Origin of the sequence: Amaricoccus sp. (assembly GCF_017995835.1) — a bacterium.
In the GTDB taxonomy this organism is placed as follows: Bacteria; Pseudomonadota; Alphaproteobacteria; order Rhodobacterales; family Rhodobacteraceae; genus Amaricoccus.
On sequence record NZ_JAGOID010000100.1, the window covers coordinates 1 to 11415 of the forward strand.

Annotated in this window: 14 protein-coding genes and 4 pseudogenes; 8 read left to right on the forward strand and 10 right to left on the reverse strand. The window is 71.4% G+C overall.

Going from position 1 to position 11415, the window contains the following annotated elements; genetic code table 11:
- Nucleotides 1–123: 123 nt before the first annotated feature.
- A complete protein-coding gene (locus tag KBA23_RS13565) occupies nucleotides 124–405 on the reverse strand; it encodes a hypothetical protein (protein WP_290741807.1) in 282 nt (93 codons plus the stop codon).
- Nucleotides 402–968: a nitroreductase gene (locus KBA23_RS13570; RefSeq protein ID WP_290741809.1), complete on the reverse strand. Its 567-nt coding sequence runs from the start codon at nucleotides 966–968 to the stop codon at nucleotides 402–404. Before KBA23_RS13570 ends, KBA23_RS13565 begins: the two co-directional genes overlap by 4 nt.
- Before the next feature lie 133 nt (nucleotides 969–1101).
- On the opposite strand from KBA23_RS13570, the gene KBA23_RS13575 reads away from it, so the two are divergent.
- Nucleotides 1102–1902, forward strand: a complete 801-nt coding sequence (locus tag KBA23_RS13575; protein ID WP_290741811.1) for an SDR family oxidoreductase — start codon at nucleotides 1102–1104, stop codon at nucleotides 1900–1902.
- 130 nt (nucleotides 1903–2032) lie between these two features.
- Here the strand turns inward: KBA23_RS13575 and KBA23_RS13580 are convergent, their stop codons facing one another.
- The 3 genes from KBA23_RS13580 to KBA23_RS13590 are packed head-to-tail and all read right to left on the reverse strand — an operon-like array spanning nucleotide 2033 to nucleotide 4677.
- Complete coding sequence (locus tag KBA23_RS13580; RefSeq protein ID WP_290741813.1) at nucleotides 2033–3040, reverse strand: NAD(P)H-quinone oxidoreductase; 1008 nt, start codon at nucleotides 3038–3040, stop codon at nucleotides 2033–2035.
- The gene (locus KBA23_RS13585; protein ID WP_290741815.1) at nucleotides 3037–3909 is read right to left on the reverse strand and encodes a branched-chain amino acid aminotransferase; all 873 of its coding nucleotides are present in this window, start codon (nucleotides 3907–3909) and stop codon (nucleotides 3037–3039) included. Before KBA23_RS13585 ends, KBA23_RS13580 begins: the two co-directional genes overlap by 4 nt.
- Nucleotides 3910–3942: 33 nt before the next feature.
- Nucleotides 3943–4677, reverse strand: coding sequence for a COQ9 family protein (locus KBA23_RS13590; protein ID WP_290741817.1), 735 nt, complete (start codon nucleotides 4675–4677; stop codon nucleotides 3943–3945).
- Nucleotides 4678–4798: 121 nt separating this feature from the next.
- Between KBA23_RS13590 and rpsU the strand changes: the two genes are divergently transcribed.
- Nucleotides 4799–5005: a 30S ribosomal protein S21 gene (gene rpsU, locus KBA23_RS13595; protein ID WP_290741819.1), complete on the forward strand. Its 207-nt coding sequence runs from the start codon at nucleotides 4799–4801 to the stop codon at nucleotides 5003–5005.
- Nucleotides 5006–5216: 211 nt separating this feature from the next.
- On the opposite strand, the gene KBA23_RS13600 is transcribed toward rpsU, so the two are convergent.
- Complete coding sequence (locus KBA23_RS13600) at nucleotides 5217–6812, reverse strand: phosphoenolpyruvate carboxykinase (protein WP_290741821.1); 1596 nt, start codon at nucleotides 6810–6812, stop codon at nucleotides 5217–5219.
- 184 nt (nucleotides 6813–6996) lie between these two features.
- Between KBA23_RS13600 and KBA23_RS13605 the strand changes: the two genes are divergently transcribed.
- The 4 genes from KBA23_RS13605 to KBA23_RS13620 are packed head-to-tail and all read left to right on the forward strand — an operon-like array spanning nucleotide 6997 to nucleotide 9171.
- A complete protein-coding gene (locus tag KBA23_RS13605; RefSeq protein WP_366935318.1) occupies nucleotides 6997–7518 on the forward strand; it encodes an HPr kinase/phosphatase C-terminal domain-containing protein in 522 nt (173 codons plus the stop codon).
- A 42-nt stretch (nucleotides 7519–7560) separates the two neighbouring features.
- Nucleotides 7561–8466: an RNase adapter RapZ gene (rapZ, locus tag KBA23_RS13610; protein ID WP_290741823.1), complete on the forward strand. Its 906-nt coding sequence runs from the start codon at nucleotides 7561–7563 to the stop codon at nucleotides 8464–8466.
- Nucleotides 8463–8876 carry a PTS fructose transporter subunit IIA gene (locus tag KBA23_RS13615; protein ID WP_290741825.1) on the forward strand — a complete coding sequence of 138 codons (414 nt, stop codon included), beginning with the start codon at nucleotides 8463–8465 and terminating at the stop codon, nucleotides 8874–8876. Before rapZ ends, KBA23_RS13615 begins: the two co-directional genes overlap by 4 nt.
- A 28-nt stretch (nucleotides 8877–8904) precedes the next feature.
- Nucleotides 8905–9171, forward strand: coding sequence for an HPr family phosphocarrier protein (locus KBA23_RS13620; protein WP_290741827.1), 267 nt, complete (start codon nucleotides 8905–8907; stop codon nucleotides 9169–9171).
- A 139-nt stretch (nucleotides 9172–9310) separates the two neighbouring features.
- Here KBA23_RS13620 and KBA23_RS16865 read toward each other — a convergent pair.
- The 4 genes and pseudogenes from KBA23_RS16865 to KBA23_RS13630 all read right to left on the reverse strand — a co-directional run.
- Nucleotides 9311–9472: pseudogene (locus tag KBA23_RS16865) on the reverse strand (SelB C-terminal domain-containing protein); the annotation flags it as partial.
- A 226-nt stretch (nucleotides 9473–9698) separates the two neighbouring features.
- Nucleotides 9699–10034, reverse strand: a pseudogene (locus KBA23_RS13625) (DNA/RNA-binding winged helix domain-containing protein); the annotation flags it as partial.
- A gap of 152 nt (nucleotides 10035–10186) precedes the next feature.
- A pseudogene (locus KBA23_RS16870) lies at nucleotides 10187–10279 on the reverse strand (hypothetical protein); the annotation flags it as partial.
- A 180-nt stretch (nucleotides 10280–10459) separates the two neighbouring features.
- Nucleotides 10460–10627 (reverse strand): hypothetical protein, encoded by a 168-nt coding sequence (locus KBA23_RS13630; protein ID WP_290741829.1) that lies wholly within the window; start codon nucleotides 10625–10627, stop codon nucleotides 10460–10462.
- A gap of 95 nt (nucleotides 10628–10722) precedes the next feature.
- On the opposite strand from KBA23_RS13630, the pseudogene KBA23_RS13635 reads away from it, so the two are divergent.
- Nucleotides 10723–11143: pseudogene (locus tag KBA23_RS13635) on the forward strand (IS21 family transposase); the annotation flags it as partial.
- Nucleotides 11144–11199: 56 nt separating this feature from the next.
- Nucleotides 11200–11415, forward strand: a 216-nt coding sequence (locus tag KBA23_RS13640) for a hypothetical protein (protein ID WP_290741831.1), incomplete at its 3' end; no start/stop codon positions are given.

Genomic DNA, 11415 nt, shown 5'->3' on the forward strand with positions numbered 1-11415 from the left:
AGGCGCCGACCACGGTCGCGCATGCGATCAGCGTCACGACGCGCCTCACAGAACCCTCCAGATTCAGAAATCCCTGCGCTTGTGGATCCCCTATCGACACAACCGCCCACCTTTTTGCCCCGGTTACGCCAGAATCTGCCGATTTGCCGAAAGATTCACACGCTCTGACGCGACAAGGGCGAATGCGGCCATCCCCCAGAGCGCGAGATCGTCGAGGAAGCGGACGTCGCCGATCCAGGGCAGGCTCACCGCGTCCGGCAGCAGCCAGCCGGCCAGCCACAGGACGCCGACGAGGAGCGCCGCGAAGGCCGCGAGCACCATCAGCACGGCGCGCCACAGCACGGCACGGAAACGCGCGTCGCCGAGTTGGCCGAGGGCGCGTCCGAGATCGACGAGAAGGCTCACCCGTCCATCCAGGTGACGAGGCCCGGCACGTCGGGCCGCGGGCGTTCGGGCGGCGCGGCGTCGCTGGTTCCGATATGGACGAAGCCGGCGATCCACTCGCCCGGAGCGAGCCCGAGCGCCGCCTCGCGGAAGGGCGCGTCGTAGGCCGGCCAGCCGGTCAGCCAGCACGCGGCCCAGCCGGAGGCGAGCGCCGCGTTGAGGAGTTCGAGGCAGACGGCGCCCGCCGACAGCATGCGCTCGATCTCCGGGATCTTCGGCGCGTCGCGCGGGACGGCGACGACCGCGACGGTCATCGGCGCCTGCTCGAAGGCGCCCGCGCCCTTGTCGGCATCCTGTCCGGTCTCGGCGGCGCGGGCCCGGATCGCGGCCGAAAAGCGTGCGAGACCCGCGCCGGACAGCACGACGAAGCGCCAGGGCTCGAGCTTGCCATGATCGGGCACCCGGGTTGCGAGCGTCAGCAGCGCGAGGATCTCGTCGCGCGACGGCGCGGGAGGGCGCATCAGCTTCGGCGGACGCGACCGTCGCGTGGCAAGGAACTCGATCGCCTCGGGGTGTGCCGGCATGCCTTCCTCCTGATCTCGCCGCCGTCTCGGCCGCGCCCGGAGAGAAGTCAATGCCCGCCCGCCGCGTGCGGCCCCTCGCGCCGGGCACGGGGCTCGGCTAGTCTCGCGACCGGCAGCGCCGGGGAGGTCAGGGATGCCAGCGGGATTGTCGGGCAAGTCGGCGGTCGTCACCGGCGCCGCTCAGGGCGTCGGACTGGCCATCGCGCGACGGCTGGTGCGGGCGGGGGCGTCGGTGATGATGGCGGACCCGGACGAGTCGAAACTCGCCGTCGAACTGGCGCTGCTCCGCGCCGAGGGACTGGAAGGCCGCGCCGCGACCTTCGCCGGCAAGCTGCGCGACAAGCTCGGCATGACGAACCTGATGGCGGCCACCATGGACGCCCATGACGGGATCGACATCCTCGTCAACGCCAACCCGCTGCTCGCCGTTTCGGACCCGCTGAACCACGAGGCGGACGGTCTCGACGCGTCGCTGGAGCAGAACGTCTCGCGCACCCTGTGGCTCTGCCAGATCGTCGCGCGGCGGATGATCGAACTCGCCGCGAGCGAGGAGCCTGTGGCGGCGGACCGCGCGATCCTGAACATCAGCTGCATCCACGCCCGCCGCGCGCCGCCGGAGCTGATCGCCTACGCGACGAGCTGCGCCGCGGTCGAGCAGATGTCGCGCGTTCTGGCGCTGGCCCTGGCGCCGCACGCAATCCGGGTCAACGCTCTCGCCACCGGCCGCCCGGCGGGCCGCATCGTCGGCGCCGAGAACGCCGAGGAGACCATCGAGGCCCTGGAGGAGAACGCGCCGCTCCGCCGCGGCGACGTCTGGGCGGAGACGGCGGAGGCGGCCGCCTATCTGGCCTCGCCCGCCGCCGCCTTCGTCACCGGCCAGGTTCTCGACGTCGACGGCGGCCTGTCGCTCCTCGCGCCGCGCGCCGCGCCCTGATGCCGTTCGCCCGCGGAGCGCGGGCGGACCCAGGCGCCGCGTCGACGTGGCGCCTGCGGCGGCGTTGCGTCCGCGGCGCGCTGCATCGTCGCTAGGGTGTAAACGTCTCCCGTGGCGCGGTCACGGCCGGTCAGGCGACGTCGAGGACGATCTTGCCGATATGGGCGGAGCTTTCCATCCGGGCATGGGCCTCGGCCGCCGCGTCGAGCGGAAAGGTGCGATCCATCACCGGAGCGATGCGGCCGGCGGCCAACAGCGGCCAGACCTCGCGCTCGAGGGCGGCGGCGATCCGGGCCTTGGCCTCGACCGATTGCGGGCGCAGGGTCGAGCCAGTGAGCGTCAGCCGCTTGGTCATCACCTGGGCGAAGTTGAGCTCGACCTTCGGTCCGCCGAGGAAGGCGATCATCACCAGCCGGCCCTCGGTCGCCAGCGCCCTGACGTCGCGCGGCAGGTAGTCGCCGCCCACCATGTCGAGGATCAGATCGACGCCGCGGCCGCCGGTCGCCTCCGCCGTGACCGCGACGAAATCCTCGCGGCGGTAGTCGATGGCGCGCTCGGCGCCCAGCGCCTCGCAGGCGGCGCATTTCTCGGGCGAACCGGCGGTGGCGAACACCCGCGCCCCGCGGACGGCGGCGAGCTGGATCGCGGTGGTGCCGATGCCCGAACTGCCGCCGTGGACGAGGAAGGTCTCGCCGCCGACCAGCCGGCCGCGTTCTAAGACGTTGTGCCAGACGGTGAAGTAGGTCTCGCAGAGCGCCGCCGCGGCCGTCATCGCGAGGCCGGCAGGGACCGGCAGCGCGTGATCGCCCGGGGTCACGACATATTCGGCGTAGCCGCCCCCGGGCAGCAGCGCGCAGACCGCGTCGCCCACCTGCCAGCGCGATCCGCCGGGACCGACCGCGGCGACCTCGCCCGCGGCCTCGAGCCCGGGCAGATCGGAGGCCCCCGGCGGCGGCGCATAGGCGCCTGCGCGCTGGAGCGCGTCCGGCCGGTTCACCCCGGCGGCGCGGACGCGGATCAGTATCTCGCCGGCCTGCGGCGTCGGAACCGGCCGGCGGGACGGGCGCAGGACCTCGGGACCGCCGGGCGCCGCGATCTCGACGACCAGCATGGTCTCGGGGAGCAAAGGCGCGCTCATGCCGCCTTGCGGGACTGGTGGGCGAAGTCCCAGTAGAGCGACCGGGCGCGCGTCGCCATCGCCGACGCGCGCAGTTCGCGGTCCTCGAACCGGGTCGCCGGCATGACCTTGCTGGCGTTGCCGGTGACGAAGATCTCGTCGGCCGCGGCGAAATCGTCGACGGTGAGCGCGGTCTCGACGACCTCGACCCCATCCGCGCGCAGGAGGCCGATGACGCGGGCCCGGGTGATGCCGGCGAGGAACATGCCGTTCGGGACCGGCGTGAACACCACCCCGTCGCGCGCCATGAACACGTTGGTCATCGCCGTCTCGGCGACGTTGTCCTCGACGTCGAGCGACAGCGCGTTGTGAAAGCCGCGCCGGCGCGCCTCGGCGACGATGCGGCCGTTGTTGGCGTAGAGGCAGCCCGCCTTGGCCTCGGTCAGCGCCATGTCCGGCCGGGGCCGGCGGAAGGGCGAGACGGTCAGGGCCATCGGAGCGCCGGGCGTTCCCATCGGGATTTCCTCGATGCAGGCGACGAAGGCGGTCGACTCGGGCAGCGGATCGACGAAGGAGGGCGAGCAGGACTGCGACCACATCATCGGCCGGAGATAGAGCTGCGCCCCGACCGGCCAGCGCGCCACACCCTCGAGCAGGATCGCCGCGATCTCGTCGGCGGCGAGCGGCGCGGTCATGCCCATGACCTCGGCCGAGCGCACGATCCGCGCGGCGTGGCGATCGAGGTCGGGCGTCACGCCCTCGAAGGCGCGGGCGCCGTCGAAGACCAGCGTGCCCTGCCAGGCGCCGTGGTCGGCGGCGCGCATGACCCGCAGGTCGCCGTCGTGCCAGCGTCCGTCAACCCAGGTCGCGATCGTCTTGCCGAGGGCCATGACCCCTCCCCCCGTTTCGTCCTGGCGGCCCGCTCAGTCGCGGCGCAGGCGGCCGGGAAGGTCGGGGCGGCGAGTATGGTCGGCGCCCCGGATCCGGTCAAGCACACGGGAGGGCGCGTCGAGCAGCTTCGCGGCGAGCGGGTTGCGGCGCACGCGCGCCTTGAACTCCTCGAAGGCCATGACGTTGTCGATGCGGCGGTGGATGAACTCGCGGGTCGCCGCGGCGCCCGGAGTCCTGTCGCCGAGCCAGTAGAGCAGGCAGGAGGACCAGACCGCGGAGAGCGTGGCGCGCTTTGTGTACCAACTCGCGTCCGTGCTCGTGTCGCCAAGCGCGGTCCAGATCGTGTCGGCCGTGCGCCAGAGCGCCCGCGCGCCGTCCGCGGCATGGGTCGGGAGAGCGAAGAGCGCCGTGGCGCGGCGCACGGCGTCGCGGTCGTCGGCGACGATCTCGAGCCGGAGCGCGATGGCGTGGGCGATGCGGTCGCGGAAGCGCAGGCCGCGCAGATCCTCGGCCGCGAGGCGCGCCGCGAGCTCAGCGTCCTTGCCGTCGTGCCAGGCGAGCGCAAGGTCGACGCCGCCGCGGGGGAAGGCGAGCCGCGCGAGCGCCGGGTCGACGCCGGCATCCTCCACCGCGGCGGCCAGGGTCCGGTCGCTCCAGCCGTCGAAGGGGACGTGCGCGAGCGCGTGGGCGAGCGTGGCGGCGCGGGCGGCGGCGACGGCGTCTCCGGCGCGCGCCTCAGTGGGGTCGGATGTGGCGGTGGGATTCATCGGCGTCTCGCTCGCTTCGTTTTTGACGTTCGCCGCGGGTGGACACTTGCGGCCTGCTCCTCTATATAGCGCGTTCCTGCCGAAACTCGAAATCTCATTGACGGAAAGGTGGTGACTACCCGTGCAGGTAATGGTTCGTGACAACAACGTCGATCAGGCGTTGCGCGCGCTGAAGAAGAAGCTTCAGCGTGAAGGCGTCTTTCGCGAGATGAAGCTCAAGCAGCATTTCGAGAAGCCGTCGGTCAAGAAGGCGCGCGAGCGCGCCGAGGCCGTCCGGCGTGCGCGCAAGCTGGCGCGCAAGAAGCTGCAGCGCGAAGGCGCGCTCTGAGCCGCTCCGCGGGCGCCTGAGCGTCCCCGATCGACGACGAACCAAAGGCCTGCCATCCGGCGGGCCTTTCTTCGTTGGGATCGTCTGCTTTTCCCGACAACCGGGCTCGAAGCCGCGCAGCGGGCCCCAAGACGGGAACCCCCCGCCGCGGGCAGCGGCGGGGGGTTGGGGAAGCGAAGCGGCGGGCGCGCGGGACGCGCGGACCGGTCGGTCAGGCGGCGCGCACGGCGGCGGCGCGGACGTCCTCGCCGACGTGGGGCTCGTACTGGGCGAAGTTCTCGACGAACATCGCCACGAGCTTTGCGGCCTGCGCGTCGTAGGCCACCGGATCGGTCCAGGTCGAGCGCGGGTCCAGGAGACCGGCGTCGACGCCCGGCGCCGCGACGGGAACCTGGAAACCGAAGTTCGGATCCTCGCGGAACCCGACCCTGGCGAGATCGCCATTCAGCGCGGCGGTCAGGAGCGCGCGAGTCGCCTTGATCGGCATACGCTTGCCCGTGCCGTAGGCGCCGCCGGTCCAGCCGGTGTTGACGAGCCAACAATCGGCCCCGACGGCGGCGATCCGGTCGCGCAGGAGCGCGCCGTAGACCTCCGGCCGGCGCGGCATGAAGGGCGCGCCGAAACAGGTCGAGAAGGTCGGCGAGGGCTCGGTCACGCCGCGCTCGGTGCCGGCGACCTTGGAGGTGAAGCCCGAGAGGAAGTGGTACATCGCCTGCGCCGGCGTCAGCCGCGCGATCGGCGGCAGCACGCCGAAGGCGTCGCAGGTCAGCATGACGATGTTCTTTGGCTGGCCGCCGCGGCCCGTCGGCGAGGCGTTCGAGATCGCCTCGAGCGGGTAGGCGCAGCGGGTGTTGGCCGTCAGGCTGTCGTCGTCGAAGTCGAGCTCGAAGGTCCGCGGATCGTAAACCATATTCTCGACGATGGTGCCGAAGCGGTGTGTGGTCGCGTAGATCTCCGGTTCGGCGGTGGCGGAGAGGTTGATGGTCTTGGCGTAGCAGCCGCCCTCGAAGTTGAACGTGCCCTCGTCCGACCAGCCGTGCTCGTCGTCGCCGATCAGCACCCGGCCCGGATCGGCCGAGAGCGTGGTCTTGCCGGTGCCGGAGAGGCCGAAGAACACGGCCGCGTCGTCAGGGTTGCCCGGCGCGTGGTTGGCCGAGCAGTGCATCGGCATCACGCCCTTCTCGGGCAGGAGGTAGTTCAGCACGGTGAAGACCGACTTCTTGTTCTCGCCGGCATAGGCGGTGCCTCCGATCAGAACGAGTTTTTGCTCGAAGGAGATGGCGATCACCGTCTCGGAGCGAACGCCGTGGCGGGCCGGATCGGCCTTGAAGCTCGGGCAGTTGAGGATGGTGAAGCCGGGCGCGAAGCCCTCGAGCTCGGAGGCGTCGGGCCGCCGCAGCAGGTGGCGGATGAAGAGCGCGTGCCAGGCAAGTTCGGTGATGACCCGGACGTTCAGCCGGTGCGCCGGGTCGGCGCCGGCGTAGAGATCCTGCACGAAGAGTTCGGCGCCGCGGGCGTGGGCGCGCATGTCGGCGTGCAGCGTGTCAAAATGCTCGGGCGAGAGCGGGGGATTGTTCTCCCACCAGATGTGGGCGTCGACGCCGGGCTCGCGCACGACGAACTTGTCCTTCGGGCTGCGACCGGTGTGCTTGCCGGTCGAAACGAGGAGCGCGCCCCCCTGCCCGATCTGGCCCTCGCCCCGGGCGACGGCCGCCTGCATCAGCGCCGGCTCGGTCAAGTTCCAGTGCAGGCGTCTCGCCTCGGCCAGTCCGCTCGCCACAGGCGAAATCCGCGTTCCCATGTTCATCCCCGTCCAAACTCCCCTTGCACCGGCCGGAGGCCGAACTGCCCATCGCCTCGGGCCCGGAGCCCCACCGGCCCGTTGCAGGCGCGAACGCCCACGGCGAGACATTCTATATCACGTCGCGGCGCAATCGCGCGCCGGCAGTTGGAGTTAACGCCGTACCAGTGTCATATTCGGAAGCGTCGTCGTGGTTGTCCGTGTTGGGATCGATGTTCGCATTCTTTCGCATCGCAGGAAACCGGTCGGATCGCGCGCAGGCGTGCAGGCGCACAATCGCATGAGTCGGAGCGCGCCGACTGAGATCCTGCACGCCTCCGCCGTGGCGCTCGGCGACCGCGGACTGCTGATCCTCGGCGCGTCCGGCGCGGGCAAGTCCGGCCTCGCCCTGCGGATGATGGCCTTGGGCGCGCGTCTGGTGGCGGACGACCGGGTGGCGATCGAGGTCCATGAGGGCGCGCTCCTCGTCTCGGCTCCGGCGGCGATCCGCGGCATGATCGAGGCCCGCGGCGTCGGCCTGCTGCGCGCGGAGGCGCTGGACGAGGCCAGACTGGCGCTGGCCGTCGACCTGGATGCGGATGGAGCGGCCCGGATGCCACAATCGCGTCAATTCGGTTACCATGGTGTCGAAATCGAGTTGATCTCGGGCCGCGGCGTCCCCAATCTCGACGCAACCTTGGTGCAAATGCTCCGGTCAGGCCGGGCGTGCTAGCCAGGCCAAGGCCCGAAGAAGGCGATCTGCGTGGAACCCTCCATGAGCCCCGGCGCGGGGCCGGATATCGTGGTCGTCACCGGTCCCGCAGGCGCCGGCAGGTCGACTGCGATCCGCGCGCTGGAGGATTTCGGCTTCGAAGCCATCGACAACCTGCCCCTCTCGCTGATGCCGCGCCTGATCGCCGGGCCGCCGATGGCGCGTCCGCTGGTCGTGGGCGTCGACGCGCGCACCCGCGAGTTCGACGTCGCGGCGCTGGCGGGCATGCTCGACGAAATCGGGGCGCGGCCGGGCTGCCGTCCGGTGCTGGTATTCATCGATTGCGCCGCCTCGGTGCTGATCGCGCGCTACAACGAGACCCGCCGGCGACACCCGTCAAGCCCGCACGAATCGGCCCACGTCGGCATCGAGCGCGAGGCTGCGCAGCTCGCGCCGCTCAAGGCGCGGGCGGACGTGCTGATCGACACTTCAGCGATGACGGTCCATGACCTGAAGGCGGAGCTGGCGCGCTGGTTCGCACCCGCCGATGCCGGCGCCGGGCTGGCGGTGACGTTGCAGTCCTTCGCCTATCCGCGCGGACTGCCGCGCGGGGCGGACATGGTGATGGACTGCCGCTTCCTACGAAATCCGCACTGGGATCCGGCCCTGCGCGGGCAGGACGGGCGCGACCCGGCGGTCGCGGCCTACGTCGCGGCGGACCCGGCCTGGCCCGCGTTCTACGCCCGCCTGGTCGACATGCTGCGCTTCCTCCTTCCCGCCTACGGGGCGGAGGGCAAATCCTATTTCGGCGTCGCGCTCGGTTGCACGGGCGGCAAGCATCGGTCTGTGGCAGTGACGGAGGCGCTGGCGAAAACGCTTGCGCAGGATGGATGGCAAGTGTCTATTCACCATCGGGATCTGGAGCGGACGGCGGATACGGCGCTGGTTCAGAGAGCGAGCGGGGCGTGATCGGAATCGTTATTGTGGCTCATGGCGGTCTGGCGAACGAGTACCTCGCCGCCATGGAGCACGTCGTCGGCCGGCACCCCGGCGCGGTAGCCGTGTCGATCGGGGCCGAGGACGACAGCGACAGGAAGCAGAGCGAGATCGACGCGGCCATCCGCGCCGTCGACGAGGGCGACGGGGTGGTGGTGGTGACCGACATGTTCGGCGGCACGCCGTCGAACCTTGCGATGGAGGCCTGTCGCGAGTCGAACCGCATGGTCGTCTACGGCGCGAACCTGCCGCTGCTCGTCAAGCTCGCGAAGGCGCGGCGGCTACCCCTGCGCGAGGCGGTGGCGTCGGCCTTGACCGCCGGGCGCAAATACATCAACTCGGTCGAGGGGTACGGACCAGACCGGTTGCCGATCGCCCTCTGAGCATCCCCGGAACCGCCGGGAGGAGCGATTGCAGTTCGTCCTCGACATCGTCAACGACAAGGGTCTTCATGCGCGCGCCTCGGCGAAGTTCGTCGAGACGGTGGAGCGATTCAACGCGCAGGCCCATGTCAGCCGGGACGGGATGGAGGTCTCGGGCGATTCGATCATGGGGCTGATGATGCTGGCCGCCGCCAAGGGCACCTCGATCGCCGTGCGCTGCGAGGGCGCCGAGGCGAGTGCGCTGGCCGAGGCGCTGCGGGCGCTCGTCTCGGGGCGGTTCGGCGAGCCGAGTTGAGAGGCGGGGGTAGACGCGGCCCGGCGGCTATGGGCCGACGGGCGGGGTCGCCGAACAGATCGAGGCGCGGCGGGTTGATGCGGCGGAGGTCGCCGCGGCGGATGGTGACGCCGTTCCGGTCGAGAAAGTCGAGGATTTCGATCGCCACCTTGCGGCCGTTGTCCATGCGGTCGCGGAAGGCGGCGGCGGTGAACCAGCCACGCTCGGCGCCGGCCGAGACGGCCGCGGCGAGGGCGACCATTTCGGCAGTGGTGGCGCGCAGGAAGAAGTGGTCGTGGGCGATCTGGTCGACCCTGCCCATCCGCGCGCAGAGCTTCAGCACCCGGCGGATCTCGCGCTCGTCGATCCCGTCTCGGCGGCCAGGTCGCGCACGCGCGGGGGGCGGAAACGGGCGGGGCCACCGAGGCGGGGGCGATGTCCTCGGAGAGCGCGGCGTCCTCGGGCGAGAGCCGCGCCTCGTGGCCGGGGAGGCGCACGAATGCGCCGTCGAGAACGATGCGACTCCCGCTCGGGTCGTCGTGAAGGACCGCGAGGAAGGCCGGCCGTGCCAGGCGCGGGCGGAGCGCGAGGCGCAGGCGTTCGCGGCCGAGGCCCTGCAACTCGGGATAGTCCGCGTGGAAGACGGCGAGAGCGGCGGCAGCGCCTTCGCGCAAGGCTTCGTGCTGGCCCCGCGCGATGGCGAGGCCGGCAATGGTGCGCCGCGCGGAGACGTCGCGCAGGATGAAGCGGTCGAGCGCCGCAACGGCAAGGGGGCGGTCGAGGACAAGCTGGACAGGGCCGTAGCCGCCGGGCTCGGTCGGCGCGGCGAGCGGCACGACGCGGACGCCGATCTCGGCGGCGCCGGTGTGGAGATGCGCCGGCATGGGCGCGCCGAGCGGCCGGATCTCGGAGGTGATATGAGCAGGCCCAGTTCGGCGTCGATGCGATCGGTTGGCGCGTGGAGCGCGACGTCGAGAATCACGTCGCCGCGCAAGATGGCGTCCTTGCCGACGCCCTCGCCGGCAAGGTTCAGCGCGCAGCGCTGGCCGGCGAGGCCGCGCGCGACGGGCCGGTTCTGCGCGTGGACCGAGCGGATGCGGGCCGCGAGGCCGGAGGGTGACAGCGTCACCAGATCGCCCGGGGCCGCCGTTCCGGAGATCAGCGTGCCGGTGACGATGGCGCCAACGCCCGCGAGGGTGAAGGCGCGGTCGACGGGCAGGCGGAGTCGCCCGGCGGCGGCGTGCGCCGCCGTGGCGCACTCCTCGCGGGCGAGGAGTTCCCGGAGTTCGGGCAGGCCCTCGCCGGTGACCTAGGAGACGGGCAGAACCGGCGCATGAGCGAGGCCGGTCGGCGCAAGGAGCGACCGGATCCGCGCTTCGACCGCCACGCGGCGGTTGGCGTCGGCGAGGTCGGCCTTGGTCATGGCGACCGCCCCACGGGTCAGGCCGAGAAGGTCGGGATGTGGAGAGGCGCGCAATAAGGCCCCCGTTTCCGGGGTGATCGGCTTCCAAAAGGGCCCCCCTGGCGATGGGGTTCACAGTGCTCCCGAGGGTATCGGGAGCCGAGTTCGGGATGCTGGTTGTGGAGACGATCGCGAAGATCCGCCGAGCGCATTTTGTTCATGGAAAGCCGATCAAGCAGATCTGCCGTGAGCTGAAGCTGTCGCGGAAGGTTGTCCGGAAGGTTCTGCGGTCGGAGGAGACCGCCTTCGAGTACAAGCGCAGCGTCTAGCCGCAGCCGAAGCTCGGCCCGTGGCGGGACGAGCTCGACCGGCTGCTGGCGGCGAATGCCGCGCGGAGCAGCCGCGAGCGGGTGACGTGGCTCGCGGATCTGCGAGGACCTCCGGGGTCTCGGCTACGAGGGCGGCTACGACGCCGTCCGGCGCTACGCCGCGGCTTGGCGACGGGCGGGAAGCACGGGGACGTCGGCGGCGTTCGTGCCGCTGCGCTTCGATCCGGGCGAGGCCTACCAGTTCGACTGGAGCCACGAGATCGTGCTTGAGCTGCCCCCAGTTTCCCTGGACATCGCTTTGTCCGAAAGGAGACCGAGATGGACCAGCCGAGGGACCCCCAGATGAACGGGCAGGAAGGAGCTGCTGTTGTTGATGAGCCTGTGGACAGGGCGGGCGGGCGGAGCCTGTCCACGCTGTCCACAGGCTGCGCGCCGGCGGCCGCGGAAGCGCCGGGGACCGGGCCGTTGGCGCCGGGCCAGCGCTGGAGCGTGGCGCGCAAGCGCGCCGTGGTGCTGCGGCTTCTCGGCGGGGAG